Here is an 18,093-nt window from a genome sequence, read left to right as displayed (position 1 = left end):
TGTGCCAAGGTCGCGGCGCGGCTCCCGAGCTGCAACGACCGGGCCGTCACGACTGCCGGTCCGCGGGTTCGATCCGCCAGCCGGTGGTCTGTCCCTCGCCGGGCGCGGCGGTGAGCGCGATGGAGTCCCACACGCCGTAGCGGGGGCTCAGCTCCAGCCCGGCCCGCTGGGCGGTGTGCCCGAGCAGGTTGAACCCGAACTGCTGGAGGAGCTGGTCGTCGGCGCCGCTGGGCGGTCCGGTGGCCTCGGTGCTGCGGTGGTCGATCCGGGCGATCAGCCACTGGCCGCTGTTGGGCTCGGGCTCGAAGGCCAGCACGGTGCCGGGTTCGGCGCCGAACAGCGGGGTCATCGCGGCGAGCTGCGGGCTGTCGGCGGCGCGCAGCCGCTGGTCGGCCACGGCGGGGACACCGGTCCGGCGGTCGGCGGCCACCAGCGCGGTGGCCTGTTCCGGGCCCTCGGCCATCCGCTCGGCCTTGCGCTGCGCGTCGGCGCGGGTGGTGGCCTGGGTGTAGTCGATGGTGACCGCGAGCCGGTCGAAGTACTTGCGGCCGAGCTCGGTGGCCAGCAGCTGGGCCCGGACCACGTCGCGGACGTTGCCCTCGGTGTAGATGCCGCCCTCGGTGGCGGCTCCCGGCCCGCCCATCCGGTCGATCCGGGCGTTGACCTGCTCCGGGGTGACGGCCAGCGCCTCCTCGCGGGCGGCGTGCGCGGCCAGCTCCTGCACCACGAGCTGGGACGCGAGCTGCCTGCCCAGGTCGTCGAGCTGGTCCTGCTGCTGGAGCTGCGCCGTGGCGGCGGGCTCCTTGCGCATCACCTCGTCCATCCAGGACTGCACGTCGGCGACGGGGATGCGGGTGTCCCCGATGATCGCGGCGGCCCCGGCGTGGCTGGGACCGGAGCAGCCGACGAGCAGCGCTCCGGCGGTGGCGAGCAGAGCGAGCAGGCGCCCTCGGCGCGGCATGGCGGACCTCACAGCCGACACCCTCTCACGCCGGTGGCGCTGGGTGAAGGACGTTGACCGTGCGGGGTCGGCTCAGCCTCGCGAGCCCTCCGAGCCGCCCTCGTCGCGCCCGGATTCCTCGCCGGGCTCCTCCTCGGTGTCCTCGGCCGCGCTGATGTCGAGCTGGAAGTCCCCGCCGTGCAGCTCGGTGCCGCTGATCACGGCCTGTTCCAGCACCTGCGCGCCGAGTTCCTCGCGGCGCGTCATCGGGTCGTCGCGCAGGTCCTTCACCAGCGACACGCACAGCAGGATCATCACCACCGCGAACGGCACGGAGGCGATGAACGTGAGGTTCTGGATGCCGCTGAGCGCGTCCTCCCCGCCGACGATGAGCATGATCGCCGCCACGCCACCGGTGGCCGCACCCCAGAACACCACCACGGCCCGGTTCGGGTCGATCGACCCGCGCTGGGACAGCGTGCCCATCACCACCGACGCGGCGTCGGCGCCGGAGACGAAGAAGATCGCCACCAGGATCATCACCAGGACCGTGGTGATCGTGCTGATCGGCAGCGTCTCCAGCATCGCGAAGGTCTGCGCCTCCTCACCCCCGGAGCCGAAGATGTTCACGCCCCCGGCCTGCGCGTTGATGGCGCTGCCGCCGAGGATGGCGAACCAGATGATGCTCACCACGCTGGGCACCAGGATCACGCCGCCGACGAACTGCCGGATCGTGCGCCCCCGGCTGATCCGGGCGATGAACATGCCGACGAACGGCGTCCAGGAGATCCACCAGGCCCAGTAGAAGATGGTCCAGCTCGACAGCCAGTCGTTCATCGCCGCGCCGCCGGTGGCGCCGGAGCGGGAGACCATCTCGCCGAAGTCGCGGACGTAGTCGCCGATCGCCAGCGGCACCAGGTCCAGGATGAACACCGTCGGTCCGACCACGAACAGGAAGAACGCCAGCAGCGCGGCGAGCACCATGTTGATGTTCGACAACCACTGGATGCCGCGGGCCACCCCGGACACCGCCGAGACGACGAAGCAGATGGTCAGCACCACGATGATGAGCACCAGCATCGTGGTGCCGACGCTGCCGATCCACCCGGCGGCCTGCATCCCGCTCTGGATCTGCAGGGTGCCCAGCCCCAGCGAGGCGGCCGAGCCGAACAGCGTCGCGAACAGCGCGAGGATGTCGATCAGCCGGCCGATCGGCCCCTCGGCGCGCTTGGCGCCGAGCAGCGGGGTGAAGGCGGCGCTGATGAGCTGCTTGCGCCCGCGCCGGAAGCTGCCGTAGGCGATGGCCAGTCCCACGACGGCGTAGATCGACCAGGGGTGCAGCGTCCAGTGGAACAGCGAGGTGGCCATCGCGGTCTCCACCGCGTCGTCGCTCAGCGGCGGGGCGGAGCGGGGCGGCGGTTCCACGAAGTGCGAGAGCGGCTCGGCGACGCCGAAGAACATCAGGCCGATGCCCATGCCCGCGCTGAACATCATCGCGATCCACGAGACGGTGCGGAACTCCGGTCCTTCGTCGTCCGCGCCGAGCGGGATCGCGCCGTAGCGGCTGAACGCCAGCCACAGCGCGAAGATCACGAAGCCGGTGGCGGCGAGCACGTAGCCCCAGCCGATGTTGGTCACCAGCCAGGACAGCGCGGCGTTCGCGGCGGTGCTCAGGGTGTCGGTGGAGGCCACGCCCCACGTCACGAGGAACACGGTGATCAGGGCCGTGACGCCGAAGACGACGATGTCCGTGCGGCCCTTGGCCTCGGCCTCCCGGGCACCGAGCTCGGGTTCGCCGGTGGTCGGGTCGTCCCCCTGCTCGTGCGGCTTGTCCGGCTCCGTCATGCTGTCGCGCCCTCCCGGTGACGGCGGTGTCCGCGCAGCGCGGATCCCAGCACGTCAACGGTCAACCCGGCACGGGAGATCGGCAACTCAGACCGGCACCGGAGCCCCTGTCGTGGTCGGCGCGCGAAGCGGTGCGGAGGGCGGAACCCCGGCGCGGGGACCGCCGCCCGCGAACGTCACCCGGTGGGGGCAGGGGCGGGCTGCAACGACTCCAGCAGGTTCGCACACCACTCCAGCAGCGCGCTGTCGCGCAGCGGCGGCGCGCCGATCCGGCCCCCCGCGGCGCCCTCGGTCGGGCGCGGCACCGACACGGTGCGCACCGCGGGCTTGTAGACGGACTTGGGGTGCAGCCGCTTGAGCCGCATCTGCTGCGAGTCGGCCAGCTCCACCGGTGCCAGCCGCAGCGAGTTGCCCTGGAGGGTGACCTCGGTGACGCCGTGGTCGCGGCAGACCTGGCGGAACCTGGCGACCTCCAGCAGCCGCTCCACCGGGTCGGGCAGCGGGCCGTAGCGGTCGACCAGCTCGGCGCGGATCGCGGCCAGCCCGTCGGGATCGGCGGCACTGGCGATCTTGCGGTAGGCCTCCAGCCGCAGCCGCTCGCCGGGGACGTAGTCGTGCGGGATGTGCGCGTCCACCGGCAGGTCCACCCGGACGTCGACGAGCTCGGCGGCGGGTTCCTCCCCGGATTCCCGGCCGAACGCCGCGCGGTAGCTCTCCACGGCCTCCCCGACCAGCCGCACGTACAGGTCGAACCCGACGCCGGCGATGTGCCCGGACTGCTCGGCGCCGAGGATGTTGCCCGCGCCGCGGATCTCCAGGTCCTTCATCGCCACCGCCATGCCCGCGCCGAGCTCGGAGTTCTGCGCGATGGTGGCCAGCCGGTCGTGCGCCTGGTCGGTCAGCGGCTTCTCCGGCGGGTACAGGAAGTAGGCGTAGCCGCGCTCGCGGGCCCGGCCGACGCGCCCCCGGAGCTGGTGCAGCTGGGCCAGGCCGAGCATGTCGGAGCGGTCCACGATCAGCGTGTTGGCGTTGGAGATGTCCAGGCCGGTCTCCACGATCGTGGTGCACACCAGCACGTCGTGCTCGCGCTCCCAGAAGCCCTGGATGATCTTCTCCAGCCGCTCCTCGTTCATCTGCCCGTGCCCGGTGACGATCCGCGCCTCGGGGACCAGTTCGCGCAGGTGGCGCGCGGTCTTCTCGATGTCGTGCACCCGGTTGTGCACGAAGAACACCTGGCCGTCGCGCAGCAGCTCGCGGCGGATCGCGGCGGCGACCTGCTTCTCGTCGTAGGCACCGACGTAGGTCAGGACGGGGTGGCGCTCCTCCGGCGGGGTGAGGATGGTGGACATCTCCCGGATGCCCGCCATGCTCATCTCCAGGGTCCGCGGGATCGGCGTGGCCGACATGGTCAGCACGTCGACGTGGGTCCGCAGGGCCTTGATGTGCTCCTTGTGCTCGACGCCGAAGCGCTGCTCCTCGTCGACGATCACCAACCCGAGGTCCTTGTACCGGATGCCGGTCTGCAGCAGCCGGTGGGTGCCGATCACGATGTCCACCTCGCCGTCGGCGAGGCCCTTGGTGGTCTGCTCGGACTCCATCGGATCGGTGAACCGCGACAGCCCCTTGACCCGCACCGGGAACGAGCGCATCCGGTCGGTGAAGGTGCCCAGGTGCTGCTGCGCCAGTAGCGTGGTCGGCACCAGCACGGCGACCTGCTTGCCGTCCTGCACCGCCTTGAACGCCGCGCGCACCGCGATCTCGGTCTTGCCGTAGCCGACGTCGCCGGAGATCACCCGGTCCATCGGCACCGCCCGCTCCATGTCGGTCTTGACCTCGTCGATCGCGGCGAGCTGGTCGCCGGTCTCGGTGTAGGGGAAGGCGTCCTCCAGCTCCCGCTGCCACGGGGTGTCGCCGGCGAAGGCGTGCCCGGGAGAGGACTGCCGCGCGGCGTAGAGCTGGACGAGTTCGGCGGCGATCTCCTTGACCGCCTTGCGCGCCTTGGCCTTGGTGCTCTTCCAGTCGGAGCCGCCGAGCTTGTTCAGCGCGGGCACCTCGCCGCCGACGTAGCGGGACACCTCGTCGAGCTGATCGGTGGGCACGAACAGCCGGTCGCCGGGCTGGCCGCGCTTGCTGGAGGCGTACTCCAGCAGCAGGTACTCGCGGGTGGCCCCGCCGACGGTGCGCTGCACCATCTCGACGTACTTGCCGATGCCGTGCTGCTCGTGCACCACGTAGTCACCGGCCTTGAGGGCCAGCGGGTCCACCGCGTTGCGCCGCCGCGACGGCATCTTGCGCATGTCGCGGGTCGAGGTACCGCCCCGGCCGCCGGTCAGATCGGCCTCGGTGAGCACCACCAGGGCGATCTCCGGCGCGGCGAAGCCGTCCTCCAGCCCGCCGCGCACCACGGTCACCACCCCGGGCTCGGGTTCACCGGTGAGCCCGTCCTCGGCGAACGCGGCGGGCAGCTCCCCGTCGCGCAACTGCTGCACCGCGCGCTGCGCGGTACCCGCACCGGCCACCACCAGCAGCGCCGCCCCGCCGGACGCGGTGTGCGCGCGCAGGTCGCCGAAGGCCCGCTCGACCTCGCCGCGGTAGGACTCGACCGGCTTGAGCGCGAGCCGGACGACCTCGTCGCCCTCCTCCTCGGCCTCGCTGCTGAGCTGGGTCAGCAGCCACCAGGGGCGGCCGGTCGCGGTGGTGTGCTCGGCGACCTCGCCGAGCCCCCGGTACGCGGAGGCGCCGAGGTCGATCGGGGCCTTGCCGCCGTCGGCGGCGACCATCCAGGACGCCTCCAGGAATTCCTGGCCGGTGCGCACCAGGTCGGCGGCGCGGGCCCGGACCTTCTCCGGATCGGCCAGCAGCACGTGGGTGCCCTCGGGGACGAGCTCGGTGAGCAGCCGCATCTCGCCCTCGCACAGCGCCGGGATCAGCGCCTCCATGCCCTCCACCGGCGCGCCCGCGGCGATCTTGCCGAGCATTTCGTTGAGCTGGCCGTCGGCCTGGTGCTGCTCGGCGAGCCCGGCGGCGCGCTCCTGCACCCGCTCGGTGATGAGCAGTTCGCGGCAGGCGGGGGCGAACAGCTCGGTGTTCTCGGCCTCGGGCAGCGAGCGCTGGTCGGCGACGGAGAACGGGCGGACCTCGGTGACCTCGTCACCCCAGAACTCCACCCGCAGCGGGTGCTCCCCGGTCGGCGGGAAGACGTCCACGATGCCGCCGCGCACCGCGAACTCACCGCGCTTCTCCACCATGTCGACCCGCTCGTAGGCGAGCCCGGCGAGCTGCTCGACCAGCTCGGCGAAGTCGTGCTCCTCGCCGACCGCGAGCCGCACCGGGCGCAGCTCGCCGAGGCCGGGGGCGATCGGCTGGATCAGGCTGCGGACGGTGGTGACCACGACCCGGGGCGCGCCGGCCGGGTGCTCCTCGGGGTGGGCCAGCCTGCGCAGCACCGACAACCGGCGGCCCACCGTGTCGGCGCGCGGCGAGAGCCGTTCGTGCGGCAGCGTCTCCCACGACGGGAAGACCTCGATCGCCCGCGGTTCGAGCAGGTCGGACAGCGCGGCGGCGGCCTCCTCGGCCTCCCGGCCGGTGGCGGTGACCAGCAGCACCGGGCGGTCCGCGGCGGCGAGCGCGGCGGCCACCAGCGGGCGCGCCGCGGCGGGGCCTTCCATCACCAGGCGTTCGCGACCGGCGGAGTCGGCGACCCGGCGCAACGCGGGATCGCGGAGCACGACGTCGAGCAGCCCGCGCAGGGGGCCTGCCTGGATCATGGAGGTACCTCGCAGCGAGAAGAATGCGGACGCGCCTCGGGCCTGGTCCGAAGGTGTTCGTCCAGCCTACGACGCACGGGTGACGTGTTCCTGGCACCCCGTCCCGCGCCGTGCCGGATCCCACACACTGTGCTCATGGCCACCCTCAGCCACCGCCTCGCCGCCCTGTCACTGCTCACCGCGACCGCCGCGACCGCCGCGTGCGCCCCCGAACCCGGCCCCGCCCCGACGACCCCGACCTCGGCACCGGAGAACGCGCTGCGGGTGGAGGTGGTGGCCTCGGGTCTGGAGAACCCGTGGGACATCGGCTTCCTGCCCGCCGGGCGCGCGCTGGTCACCGAGCGCTCCGGCGGCCTGACGCTGCTCGACGGCCTCACCCCCGGTGCCACCGCCACCCCCGTGCAGGCCGACTTCGGCGATCTCGCGGTCGGCGGCGAAGGCGGCCTGATGGGCCTGCTGCCGCACCCGGACTTCGCCACCAACCGCCTGTTCCTGACCTGCCAGAACCACGCCGAGGACGTCCGGGTGATCACCTGGCGGCTCGCCGAGGACGGCTCCCGCGCCGACCGGGTGGGCGAACCGCTGCTCACCGGGCTGCCGGTGAACCCCAGCGGACGGCACTCGGGCTGCCGCCCGGCGCTGGCCGAGGACGGCGCGCTGCTGCTGGCCACCGGCGACGCCGCCCGGCCCGACGTCCCGCAGGACCGGACCTCGCTGGGCGGCAAGGTGCTGCGGATGGACATCGACACCGGTGCGCCGCTGCCGGACAACCCCTTCGCCGACTCGCCGAACCCGGCGGAGCGGCTGGTGTACAGCTACGGCCACCGCAACCCGCAGGGCGTCGCGGTGCGGCCGGGCGGCCAGGTGTTCATCGCCGAGCACGGGCCGGACGTCGACGACGAGATCAACCCGCTGCGGGCCGGCGGCAACTACGGCTGGGACCCCTCGCGCGGCGGCACCGAGGACTCCTACGACGAGTCGGTGCCGATGACCGACCTGGACCGGTTCCCGGACGCGGTGCCGGCGGTGTGGTCCTCCGGCTCGCCGACCGAGGCGATCGCCGGGGCGGGGTTCCTGACCGGACCGCAGTGGGGCGCGCTGGACGGCGTGCTGGCGGTCCCGGCCCTCAAGGGCAGCAAGCTGCTGCTGTTCCGGCTGGCCGAGGACGGCCGCGTCGAGCAGGTCAGCGTCCCGCCCGAGCTGGACGGCACCCACGGGCGGCTGCGCACCCTCCGCCAGGGCCCCGACGGCGCCGCCTACGTGACCACCGACAACGGCACCGACGACGAGGTCCTCCGCATCACCGCGAACTGACCGCACCGCTCGATCGAGGTGAGGGGCACCTTTGCCCGAGTAAGGAACTGTTTCAGAATGATCTGCGTGGCGGTGCGGGTGGCGGAACCTCAGCGGCCTTCTCGCTCCGGGAGCCGTTCCTGATGTACCAACCACGTACACGGCGTCACGGCTGTCCTCGCGAGAAGACCGCTGAGCGGCACCGTCCGAGCACGGGCGGCGGTGCCGGTCGACGGCCGCACCGCATGCGGCTCCGCCGCATTCCGAAAAGACCCCTGACCGGGACGAGGGTGCCCCTCACTCATGTCCCGAACGGGTGAGGGCAAGGGGCTCGCGGCTCGCCGGCGGGTGGCCGCTCAGGTGCCGAAGAGCGCGGCGGCCGACGTCAGCCGCGCTTGGTGCCCAGGCGGGGTTTGTGCTCCAGGTGGGACAGGCCGTTCCAGGCGAGGTTCACCAGGTGCGCGGCGACCTCCTCCTTCTTCGGCTTCTTCGCCTCCAGCCACCACTGGCCGGTCAGCGCGACCATCCCGACCAGCGCCTGGCTGTAGAGCGGCGCGAGCTTGGCGTCGTAGCCGCGCGCGCTGAACTGCAGGCCCAGGATGTGCTCGACCTGGCTGGCGATGTCGTTGAGCAGGCTGGAGAAGGTGCCGCTGGTGCTGGCCACCGGGGAGTCGCGAACCAGCACCCGGAAGCCGTCGGTGGAGTTGTCGATGTACTCCAGCAGCGCACCCGCGGCCTGTTCGAGCAGCTCGCGGGGGTGCCCGGCGGACAGCGCCGAGACGATCAGGTCGAGCAGGTGGCGCATCTCGCGGTCCACGACGACCGCGTAGACGCCCTCCTTGCCGCCGAAGTGCTCGTAGACCACGGGTTTGGAGACACCGGCGCGGTGCGCGATCTCCTCGATGGAGGTGCCGTCGAAGCCCTTCTCCGCGAACAGCGCGCGTGCGATGTCCAGGAGCTGCTGGCGGCGCTCCTTGCCCGTCATCCGGACCCGGGCGGCCCGCGCCGGGGGGCCGCTGTCCGGGTCGGTGCCTCGCCCTCGTCGCCGTCCTGCCACTCGCGCAAGCCTAAGCCGTGGCCGGTCGCAGGTGACCGACCGGTCCCCTGACGTGCACCGGCGCCCGCCGGGAGCGGCGGGCGCCGGTGTGGTCGCGAGGATCAGGACTTGTAGTCGGTCACCGCGATGCGGGCGAGCCGCTTCTCGTTGGGCCACCGGACCTTCCAGGCCCAGCCGACCTTCTCCAAGGCCCAGATGAGCCGCGCCGAGATGTCGAGCTGGCCGCGCAGCACGCCGTGCCGGGCGCAGGTCGGGTCGGCGTGGTGGGAGTTGTGCCAGGACTCGCCGAACGACAGGATCGCCAGCGGCCAGAAGTTGGCGGCGCGGTCCCGGCTCTTGAACGGGCGCTCGCCGATCATGTGGCAGATGGAGTTCACCGACCAGGTCACGTGGTGCAGCAGCGAGACCCGCACCAGCCCGGCCCAGAAGAAGGCGGTGAACGCGCCCCACCAGGACCAGGACACCAGGCCGCCGATGAGGGCGGGCGCGAGGAAGCTGACCAGCGTCCACACCGGGAACAGCTTGTTGAGCCGGACCAGCGCCCCGTCCTTGACCAGGTCCGGGGCGAAGCGGTCGACGTTGGTGACGTCCCGCTCGAACAGCCAGCCCATGTGCGAGTACCAGAAGCCCTTGGCCAGCGCCCCGGCCGAGGACCCGAAGCGCCACGGCGAGTGCGGGTCGCCGTCGCGGTCGGAGTAGGCGTGGTGCCTGCGGTGGTCGGCGACCCAGGTGATCACCGGCCCCTGCACCGACATCATGCCGCCGATGGCCAGCGCGGCCTTGACCGCGGCGTTGGTCTTGAAGGCCCCGTGCGTGAAGAAGCGGTGGAACCCGGCGGTGACGCCCAGCCCGCTGATCACGTAGAACACCGCGGCGATCGCGATGTCGGTCCAGCCCAGTCCCCAGCCCCAGGCGAACGGCACGGCGCCGATGAGCGCGAGGAACGGCACGATGACGAAGACGTAGACGAGCGACTGAGCGCCCGTGGAACGGGAGCCCTCAGTCAGCGGCTTCGGTCCACCGGAGGCGCCCGCCGGTGGCGGCGCCGCCTGTTCGGTTGCTGCGGTCATACTCACTACCTCTGCTGGTTGGGAGGTGGAAAACGGCGATCAGCTCCGCTGGTCACGGCCCCGAACACCTCGACCTACGGCACCGTAACCTACGCCAGCGTAAGTTCTTCGATGCCAAATCGTCACCCCGGGGGTCGGAATCAGCGGCGTGTCGCTAAACCCCGGGCGTGTCCCGCACCGCGCCGGTCCAGCACCACATCACCCGTTCGGGCCGGTGGCGCGGTGAAACCGGCACCCCCCGCGCCGCGTCGCACCGACGTGCCCGCCCGCGCAGCCGCTGCCGCCCGCCCCGGCCCCGAGCCGGGCGGCGGCCATGCCACGATGTCCGCGAGCCAACATCGGCTTCCGCACCGAACCGGTAAGCTCGGGCGGCGGCTCCGGCGACGGACCGCCGGTTCCGGAGGGCGCCGACGCGCGATCCGCCGTGGTGTAAAGGCAGCACCTCGGATTTTGGTTCCGATGGTCCAGGTTCGAATCCTGGCGGCGGAGCGGACGACCCTCCCGGACCCGCGGTGGTGACCGCGGGCCCGGCCGGTGGCGCCGACCGGCCGGGACGAACGGGGAACAGGGGGTGTGCGCCGCTGCGCGACGACACGACCGCCGTTCAGGACGAGGCGGCGACCGCGTTGCACGAGGTGTCCGACGCCTGGTTGGTCGGTCGCGCTCGGGAGCTCAACGCGGTCGGACAGCACTCCACCACCGCCGGGCAGCACGCCACCATCCGCGAAGCCGACCAGCTGCTCGCCGAGGCGCAGCGCCGTGGCGAGCCCCGGATCGTCTCCCAGCTCCTGCGCCACTGCGCCGCGATGCGGCTGACCACCCAGGACGCCGTCAGCACCGCCGATCCGCTGCTCGACGAACTGCTCACCCACACCCGCAGGCACGGCCTGGTCGTGCTGCAGGCCGACGCGCACGCGCTGCGCGGCAGGCGCGCGCTGCTGGGCGGCGCCGAGGACAACGCGCTGACCGAGGTCGCGCACGGGCTGGCCATGCTCGACGACGAGCTCGTCCCGGACCGCACCCTGGGCCGCCGCTCCTGGGAACGGCTGCTGGCCACCGCGCTCACCGACATCGGCCTGGTGCTCACCCAGCTCGGCGTCTACGAGATGGCCGACGAGGTGATGGGCCGCGCCCACCACCGCATCCGGGAGAGCGGCGGTCCGCACGAGATCGCCGTGCACATGATCAACCGCTGCCGGATGCTGCTCGGCTGGGGCCTGCGGCTGGAGCGCATCGGGCAGCAGCGCGACGCCGCGACCCGGTTCGCCACCGCCTCGGCCATCGCGGTCGCCGTGGAGGGCCCGTGGCGCGAGTCGCTGTTCCCCCGGGTCTCCGACCGCCCCGCCTCGGAGCAGATGCCGGTGCTCGGCGCGGCGCACGCGCTGGCCCAGCCGCACGCCGAGCACATCCCCCGGCTCGACGTGCTGCGAACCCTGGACCGGGCGATCCACCCCCGCGAGAAGATCATCGTGGCGATCGCGCTGTCCCGGTGCCTGGTCGAGTCCGGTCGCGGCCCGCAGGCGGTGCGGCTGCTCGGCAACACCCGCGAGGAGCTGACCCAGGACACCTCCGAGCCCACCCTGCGGATCTCGCTGGCCCGGGAGTACGCGCAGCTCACCGAGCTGGACTCCGCCGACACCAATGCGGCGCTGCGGGACTACGCGATCGAGCTGGAGGCCGAGCTGTGGACCACCCGGCAGGTCCGCTTCTCCACCCTGCTGACCCGCCTGGAGAACTCCCGGCTGAGCAACAAGCACGACGCGATCACCCGGCAGGCGCTCCAGGACCCGCTGACCGGGCTGTCCAACCGACGGGCCCTCGACGACCGGCTGGAGGCGCTGCTGAGCACGCCCGACGTGCAGCCGCTGGCGGTGGCGCTGGTCGACCTCGACGGCTTCAAGGGCGTCAACGACAAGTGCTCGCACGCCGAGGGCGACGACGTGCTGCGCACCATCGCGGTGACGCTGCGCGACACGCTGCGCACCGACGACTTCGTGGCCCGCTACGGCGGTGACGAGTTCGTCGTGCTGCTGCCGGGGGTGACGCTGGCCGCCGCGGAGTCGGCGTTGCGGCGGACGGTGCAGGCGGTGGACCGGTTGCCCGGCGAGCTCTCCCGCGGCGTGACGCTGTCCATCGGCGTGGTCGCCATGCGCCCGCAGGAGTCCGCCGCCCAGGTCCTCGCCCGCGCCGACGCCGCGATGTACCGGGCCAAGCGGGACGGCGGCAACCGGGTGGCGGCCTTCGCCGCCGCCGAGGACACCGGCGAGGTCACCCCGGTGTGGATCCCGCCGGACCCGCGCTGACCCGACAAAGATCACAAAACCCCAGGTGGAGCGGGGGTGTCGGAGCGAACCTCGCGCGTGCGGCGGGTAGGATCGCCCGCACCGGCGGAGCCGGCAGGGGCACCGCTCCTCCCGGGATCACCGTCCGGTTACCCTTCACCCGCTTGGACGAAAGGTGCCGGACCCCCGGGTTCCCGGTCCCCGGACCGGCGAGCAGCTTCTAGATCAAGGGAGAGCGCTGATGCTCCAGGGCGACACCGCCCAGCCCTCCTCCCGCGGCGCCGACGGTGCGCCCGCCGACCGCATCAGCACCGTCGTGCTCGCGGCGGGCGAAGGCACCCGGATGCGCTCGGCGACTCCGAAGGTGCTGCACCGGCTCGGCGGGCGTCCGCTGGTCGAGCACGCGGTGCGCGCCGCGGCCGGAGTCGATCCGGAGGACCTCGTGGTCGTGGTCGGCCACGGGCGGGAGGCGGTCGGCGAGCACCTCGACGGGGTGGCCGCGGCGCTGGGACGCGAGGTCCGCACCGCGGTCCAGGAGGAGCAGCTCGGCACCGGGCACGCCGTGGCCTGCGGGTTGTCCCGGCTGTCCGCGGCGCGGACCGGGACCGTGCTGGTCAGCTACGGCGACGTGCCGCTGCTGGACGCCGCGACGCTGCGCGGGCTGCTCGCCGAGCACCGCGACGCGGGCAACGCGGTGACCGTGCTCTCCGCCGAGGTCGCCGACCCGACCGGCTACGGCCGGCTGCTGCGCGACGCGCACGGCCAGGTCACCGGCATCGTCGAGCAGAAGGACGCCACCGCCGAGCAGGCCGCGATCACCGAGGTCAACTCCGGGGTCTACGCCTTCGACGCGGCGGTGCTCGACGACGCGCTGCGCCGGCTGTCCACCGACAACGCCCAGGGCGAGCTGTACCTGACCGACGTGCTGGCGATCGCCCGCGAGGACGGCCGCCGGGTCAGCGCGCTGGTCTGCCCGGACCCGTGGCTGGTCGAGGGCGTCAACGACCGGGTCCAGCTCTCCCGGCTCGGCGCCGAGCTCAACCGCAGGCTGCTGCTGCGCTGGATGCGCGCGGGCGTGACCATCACCGACCCGGGTTCGGTGTGGCTGGACTGCGACGTCGAGCTGGACCGCGACGTGGTCCTGGAACCGGGCGTGCAGCTGCGCGCCGGGACCACCGTCGGCGAGGGCGCCGCGATCGGCCCGGACACCACGCTGACCGGCTGCGCGATCCGCCCCGGCGCGACCGTGGTGCGCAGCCACGGCGAGGGCGCCGAGGTCGGCCCGGGCGCCTCGGTGGGCCCGTTCGCGTTCCTGCGGCCGGGAACCTCGCTGGGCGCCGACGGCAAGATCGGCACCTTCGTCGAGACCAAGAACGCCGCGATCGGCGCGGGCACCAAGATCCCGCACCTGAGCTACGTCGGCGACGCCACCATCGGCGAGCGCAGCAACATCGGCGCCGCCACCGTCTTCGTCAACTACGACGGGGTCGCCAAGCACCACACCACGATCGGCTCGCACGCCCGCACCGGCGCGGACAACATGTTCGTCGCGCCGGTCGAGGTGGGCGACGGCGCCTACACCGCCGCGGGCTCCGTGATCGTCCAGGATGTCCCCCCGGGCGCGATGGCGGTCGCGCGCGGGAGGCAGCGCAACATCGAAGGCTGGGTGGCCCGGCGCCGCCCTGGTACCGCCGCCGACCAGGCCGCGGGAGCGGCTCTGGCGGATGCAGAACCGACCGCCGACCAACGACGTCCGACGACGGACGTCCCACGGGAGGGACGATGACCGTGAGTGCTATGTCTGCGACCCCGAAGAAGAGCCTCAAGCTCTTCTCCGGGAGCAGCCACCCGGAATTGGCCGAGGAGGTGGCCAAGCAGCTCGACGTGACGGTCACGCCGCAGGCGGCGTACAAGTTCGCCAACGGTGAGATCTTCGTCCGCTACGACGAGTCGGTCCGGGGATGCGACGCGTTCGTCATCCAGTCGCACTGCAGCCCGCTCAACGACGCCATCATGGAACAGCTGATCATGGTGGACGCGCTCAAGCGGGCCAGCGCCAAGCGGATCACCGTGGTCATGCCGTTCTACGGCTACGCGCGGCAGGACAAGAAGCACAAGGGCCGGGAGCCGATCTCGGCCCGGCTCATCGCCGACCTGTTCCGGACCGCCGGCGCGGACCGGATCATGGCGGTGGACCTGCACACCGACCAGATCCAGGGCTTCTTCGACGGCCCGGTGGATCACCTGATGGCGCAGAAGCTGCTGGCCAGCTACATCCGGGACACCTACGCCGGCGAGGAGATCACCGTGGTCTCCCCCGACTCCGGCCGGGTGCGGGTGGCGGAGAAGTGGGCCGACGACCTCGGCGGCACGCCGCTGGCGTTCATCCACAAGACCCGCGACCCCAGCAAGCCGAACCAGGTCGTCGCCAACCGCGTGGTCGGTGACGTCGAGGGGCGGCTGTGCGTGCTGGTCGACGACATGATCGACACCGGCGGCACGATCACCAAGGCCACCGAGCAGCTCCTGGCCTCGGGCGCCAAGGACGTCATCATCGCGGCCACGCACGCGGTGCTGTCCGGCCCGGCGGTGGACCGGCTGTCCAGCAGCGGCGCGAAGGAGGTCGTGCTGACCAACACGCTGCCGATCCCGGAGGAGTACCGGTTCCCGACGCTGAACGTGCTGTCCATCGCGCCGCTGGTCGCCGAGGCGATCCACCAGGTGTTCGAGGACGGCTCCGTCACCAGCCTCTTCGACGGCCAGGCCTGACGACCGGGAACACCCCTTCGAGATGTAGGTGAGGGGCACCCTTGTCCGAGTTGCTTGGGCAAGGGTGCCCCTCACTCAGTTCACGACCGGGTGACTCAGGCCGTGGTGATGACCTGGTCGTAGTCGAGCCGCGGCAGCCGCTCCATCCAGGCGTTCTCGCCCGGCTTGCCGATGTTGACCACGACGAGCACCTGCCGGACGCCCTCCGGGAAGAACTCGGCGTTGATCCCGGCCGCGTCGAAACCGGTCATCGGTCCCGCGGCCAGACCCGCCGCGCGCACGCCCAGCAGGAAGTAGCCCACCTGCAGCGAGGCGTTGAGGTGGGCGTTGCGGGTCCGGAAGCCCTCCTCGGCGAAGATCTCCTTGGCCTGCGGCGCGTGCGGGAACACCTCCGGCAGCTTCTCGTGGAAGTCGGTGTCGGCGGCCAGGATCGCCACCAGCGGCGCCTGCTCCGTCTTCGCCCGGTTGCCCTCCATGAGGTGCGGCAGCAGCCGCGCGCGGGCCTCGTCGCTGCGCACCAGCACCGCGCGCAGCGGCTGCTGGTTCATCGACGTCGGGCCCCACTTGACCAGGTCGTAGATCGCACGCACCTGCTCGTCGGTGACCGGCTCGTCGCTGAAGGTGTTGGCCGTGCGGGCCTCGCGGAACAGCAGGTCCTGCGCGTCTTCGGACAGGCTGAGGCGCTGGGCGTGCTCGGTGGTGGTCATCGGGGGCCTTTCTCGGGGAATCCGCGTACGGTTCCGGCAACGATCATTGATGCTTCAACAATCCCGGGTGTGCCGCACATCACCCCAGGGTGTCGATGAGCTCGTTCGCCGCGACGCCGACGAACAGCAGCAGGCACAGCCCCAGGGCGGTGTTGGACACCCAGCGCGAGCGGTGCTCGGCGGGCATCATCGTCTTCGAGTTGAGCAGCCACAGCAAGGTCCCCGCCAGGAACGGCATGAACAGCGCGCCCAGCACCCCGTAGACGATGGTGATCTGGAACGGCTTGCCGAGGAACAGCAGCAGCATCGGCGGGAAGGTCAACCACAGCAGGTAGAACCGGTACGCCGGGGACCTCTCCCCCGCCGCGTGGTCGTAGTCCGCGGCCGTCTCCGGCGGCGCCGACTTCGGCATCCGCCAAGTCCGCCACCAGTCGGCGAACAGCAGGCTCACGCCGTTCCACACCCCGATCACCGAGGTGAACGCGACGGCGAAGAAGCCGACCAGGAACGGGATGCGCGCCCACTGCCCGTAGTCGGTGGCGAGGGCGTCGCCGAGCTGGAGCAGGCCGGTGTCCCCGGCGGTGAGGTTGGCCCCGCGCAGCATCCCGGCGCCGACCACCAGCATCGCAGCCACGAAGATGGCGGTGGTGATGTAGCCGACGGCGTTGTCGGTGCGCATGAACGGCAGCCACTTCGGCGAACGCCAGCCCTTGGCGAAGGTCCAGTAGCCGTAGGCGGCCATCGTGATGGTGCCGCCGACGCCGCCCATCAGGCCCAGCACGTAGGCCACCGAACCGTCCGGCAGGCTCGGCACCAGCCCGGCGCCCAGCGCGGGCAGGTTCGGGCCGACCAGGATCGCGGTGCCGACCACGGTCACGAACATGATCCCGACCAGCACCGTCATCAGCTTCTCCAGCAGCCGGTACCGGCCGAACCAGACCAGCGCCAGGCCCACCAGCCCGCACACGATCCCCCAGCCGGAGACCGGCAGCACCGGGAACAGCGCGTTGAGCGGCAGCGCGGAGGCCGACATCGCGGTGGCGCCGTAGATGAAGCCCCAGATGACGATGTAGATGCCGAAGTAGGTCGTGGCCCAGCGGCCCAGCGTGCGCCAGCCCTGGAGCATGGTGCGGTGCGAGGCCAGGTGCCAGCGCCCCACCGCCTCGCCGAGGGCGAGCTTGAACACCGCGCCGAGCACGACCGCCCAGAACAGCGCGTAGCCGTACCGCGACCCCGCGACCATGGTGGCCACCAGGTCACCGGCGCCGACCCCGGTCGCCGCAGCCATCACGCCCGGTCCGACCTGCTTGAGCCGGGCCTTCCAGGTGGCCTCGGGGACGGCGACGTCCTCGGGCTTGGCGTCTGCAGACATGCCGGGAACCTAACCTCGGGTGGACGGAATCCAGCGGGCGCGCGATCAAACCGTGACGTCGCGATCCGGCCGGAGGCAACCCGTGCGGACACGTCCCGGTGGCGACCGTTTAAACTGTTCTGGTTGCCTCGGCGAGGTCGGGTCGTTCGCCCGGCGTGATCGACGTGGTGGCTGGGCGCAGCCGACCCCGGGTCGGCCTTCTGCCGCCACCGGTGTGCCGCTCTTTCCGGCACCGAGTCGTCCTCACGCCTGCTGCGCGCCCCCGCCGCCGGAGGCCAGCGACCTAGTCACGTTCCGCCCGACGCCACGAGGAGTGCACCACCGTGTCCGAGGTACGTCTTTCCGTCGAACAGCGCACCGAGTTCGGCAAGGGTGCGGCCCGCCGCACCCGCCGTGCCGGCAAGATCCCCGCGGTCCTGTACGGCCACGGCTCCGACCCGAAGCACCTGTCGCTGCCCGCCGTGGAGTTCGCCCGCGCCGTCCGCGACAACGGGCACAACGCGGTGCTGACCCTGGAGGTCACCGACGGTTCCAGGGAGCTGGCGCTGACCAAGACGATCACCACCCACCCGATCAAGTCCTACATCGAGCACGTGGACCTGCTGCTGGTCAAGCGCGGCGAGAAGGTCACCGTGCAGGTGCCGCTGGCCATCACCGGCACCGCGGGCCCCGGCACCGTCGTCAGCCAGGAGACCACCGAGATCGAGGTCGAGGCCGAGGCGCTGCACATCCCCGAGCAGTTCGAGCTCTCCATCGAGGGCGCCGAGGTCGGCACGCAGTTCCACGCCTCCGACATCGTGCTGCCCCGCGGCGTGACCATGCAGTCCGACCCGGACACCCTGGTGGTCAACGTCGTCGAGGCGTCGGCCCCGATGGACGAGGCGGAGGCCGAGGCGCAGGCCGAGGAGGCCGCCGAGGAGTCCGAGCAGAGCTGACCCAGCGTCGGGCGCGGCACGCGCCGTCCCGCTTCGGCGGCGGGGCGGCGCGGCGG

At 72.2% G+C, this 18,093-nt stretch carries 12 protein-coding genes and 1 tRNA gene; 6 read left to right on the top strand and 7 right to left on the bottom strand.

Annotation, left to right across the window (positions count from 1 at the left end):
• Positions 1-46: 46 nt before the first annotated feature.
• From ACQP0T_RS03985 to mfd, 3 genes are all read right to left on the bottom strand, one after another.
• Positions 47-961 carry a SurA N-terminal domain-containing protein gene (locus tag ACQP0T_RS03985; protein WP_433871353.1) on the bottom strand — a complete coding sequence of 305 codons (915 nt, stop codon included), beginning with the start codon at positions 959-961 and terminating at the stop codon, positions 47-49.
• 72 nt (positions 962-1,033) lie between these two features.
• The gene (locus tag ACQP0T_RS03980; RefSeq protein WP_433871352.1) at positions 1,034-2,785 is read right to left on the bottom strand and encodes a BCCT family transporter; all 1,752 of its coding nucleotides are present in this window, start codon (positions 2,783-2,785) and stop codon (positions 1,034-1,036) included.
• Positions 2,786-2,961: 176 nt separating this feature from the next.
• A complete protein-coding gene (gene mfd / locus ACQP0T_RS03975) occupies positions 2,962-6,552 on the bottom strand; it encodes a transcription-repair coupling factor (RefSeq protein WP_433871351.1) in 3,591 nt (1,196 codons plus the stop codon).
• A gap of 135 nt (positions 6,553-6,687) precedes the next feature.
• Between mfd and ACQP0T_RS03970 the strand changes: the two genes are divergently transcribed.
• A complete protein-coding gene (locus ACQP0T_RS03970) occupies positions 6,688-7,866 on the top strand; it encodes a PQQ-dependent sugar dehydrogenase (protein ID WP_433871350.1) in 1,179 nt (392 codons plus the stop codon).
• Positions 7,867-8,230: 364 nt separating this feature from the next.
• On the opposite strand, the gene ACQP0T_RS03965 is transcribed toward ACQP0T_RS03970, so the two are convergent.
• Together ACQP0T_RS03965 and ACQP0T_RS03960 are read right to left on the bottom strand one after the other, a co-directional pair.
• Positions 8,231-8,830, bottom strand: coding sequence for a TetR family transcriptional regulator (locus ACQP0T_RS03965; protein ID WP_433873585.1), 600 nt, complete (start codon positions 8,828-8,830; stop codon positions 8,231-8,233).
• Positions 8,831-9,003: 173 nt separating this feature from the next.
• Positions 9,004-9,972 (bottom strand): acyl-CoA desaturase, encoded by a 969-nt coding sequence (locus ACQP0T_RS03960; protein ID WP_433871349.1) that lies wholly within the window; start codon positions 9,970-9,972, stop codon positions 9,004-9,006.
• A gap of 418 nt (positions 9,973-10,390) precedes the next feature.
• Here ACQP0T_RS03960 and ACQP0T_RS03955 point away from each other — a divergent pair.
• The 4 genes from ACQP0T_RS03955 to ACQP0T_RS03940 all read left to right on the top strand — a co-directional run bounded on the left by ACQP0T_RS03955 (position 10,391) and on the right by ACQP0T_RS03940 (position 15,023).
• Positions 10,391-10,461: transfer RNA gene (locus tag ACQP0T_RS03955), tRNA-Gln, on the top strand.
• A gap of 137 nt (positions 10,462-10,598) precedes the next feature.
• Positions 10,599-12,275, top strand: a complete 1,677-nt coding sequence (locus ACQP0T_RS03950; RefSeq protein WP_433871348.1) for a GGDEF domain-containing protein — start codon at positions 10,599-10,601, stop codon at positions 12,273-12,275.
• A 322-nt stretch (positions 12,276-12,597) separates the two neighbouring features.
• The gene (glmU, locus tag ACQP0T_RS03945) at positions 12,598-14,040 is read left to right on the top strand and encodes a bifunctional UDP-N-acetylglucosamine diphosphorylase/glucosamine-1-phosphate N-acetyltransferase GlmU (RefSeq protein WP_433873583.1); all 1,443 of its coding nucleotides are present in this window, start codon (positions 12,598-12,600) and stop codon (positions 14,038-14,040) included.
• Between the two features lie 11 nt (positions 14,041-14,051).
• Positions 14,052-15,023, top strand: coding sequence for a ribose-phosphate diphosphokinase (locus tag ACQP0T_RS03940; protein WP_345355910.1), 972 nt, complete (start codon positions 14,052-14,054; stop codon positions 15,021-15,023).
• Between the two features lie 95 nt (positions 15,024-15,118).
• Here the strand turns inward: ACQP0T_RS03940 and ACQP0T_RS03935 are convergent, their stop codons facing one another.
• Positions 15,119-15,730 (bottom strand): malonic semialdehyde reductase, encoded by a 612-nt coding sequence (locus ACQP0T_RS03935; protein WP_433871347.1) that lies wholly within the window; start codon positions 15,728-15,730, stop codon positions 15,119-15,121.
• Between the two features lie 79 nt (positions 15,731-15,809).
• Positions 15,810-17,102: an Nramp family divalent metal transporter gene (locus ACQP0T_RS03930; RefSeq protein ID WP_433871346.1), complete on the bottom strand. Its 1,293-nt coding sequence runs from the start codon at positions 17,100-17,102 to the stop codon at positions 15,810-15,812.
• 323 nt (positions 17,103-17,425) lie between these two features.
• Between ACQP0T_RS03930 and ACQP0T_RS03925 the strand changes: the two genes are divergently transcribed.
• Positions 17,426-18,037, top strand: a complete 612-nt coding sequence (locus ACQP0T_RS03925) for a 50S ribosomal protein L25/general stress protein Ctc (RefSeq protein ID WP_433871345.1) — start codon at positions 17,426-17,428, stop codon at positions 18,035-18,037.
• Positions 18,038-18,093: the final 56 nt, after the last annotated feature.

Source organism: Saccharopolyspora sp. CA-218241, from assembly GCF_050954615.1.
Lineage (GTDB): Bacteria > Actinomycetota > Actinomycetes > Mycobacteriales > Pseudonocardiaceae > Saccharopolyspora > Saccharopolyspora cebuensis.
This window is presented reverse-complemented; position numbering and strand designations above follow the sequence as displayed.

What these genes read in the sequence shown, in the direction of transcription:
- ACQP0T_RS03985 (WP_433871353.1), bottom strand. Translation starts at nt 961, where the DNA reads ATGCCGCGCCGAGGGCGCCTGCTCGCTCTGCTCGCCACCGCCGGAGCG.
- ACQP0T_RS03980 (WP_433871352.1), bottom strand. Translation starts at nt 2,785, where the DNA reads ATGACGGAGCCGGACAAGCCGCACGAGCAGGGGGACGACCCGACCACC.
- mfd (WP_433871351.1), bottom strand. Translation starts at nt 6,552, where the DNA reads ATGATCCAGGCAGGCCCCCTGCGCGGGCTGCTCGACGTCGTGCTCCGC.
- ACQP0T_RS03970 (WP_433871350.1), top strand. Translation starts at nt 6,688, where the DNA reads ATGGCCACCCTCAGCCACCGCCTCGCCGCCCTGTCACTGCTCACCGCG.
- ACQP0T_RS03965 (WP_433873585.1), bottom strand. Translation starts at nt 8,830, where the DNA reads ATGACGGGCAAGGAGCGCCGCCAGCAGCTCCTGGACATCGCACGCGCG.
- ACQP0T_RS03960 (WP_433871349.1), bottom strand. Translation starts at nt 9,972, where the DNA reads ATGACCGCAGCAACCGAACAGGCGGCGCCGCCACCGGCGGGCGCCTCC.
- glmU (WP_433873583.1), top strand. Translation starts at nt 12,598, where the DNA reads ATGCGCTCGGCGACTCCGAAGGTGCTGCACCGGCTCGGCGGGCGTCCG.
- ACQP0T_RS03940 (WP_345355910.1), top strand. Translation starts at nt 14,052, where the DNA reads ATGTCTGCGACCCCGAAGAAGAGCCTCAAGCTCTTCTCCGGGAGCAGC.
- ACQP0T_RS03935 (WP_433871347.1), bottom strand. Translation starts at nt 15,730, where the DNA reads ATGACCACCACCGAGCACGCCCAGCGCCTCAGCCTGTCCGAAGACGCG.
- ACQP0T_RS03930 (WP_433871346.1), bottom strand. Translation starts at nt 17,102, where the DNA reads ATGTCTGCAGACGCCAAGCCCGAGGACGTCGCCGTCCCCGAGGCCACC.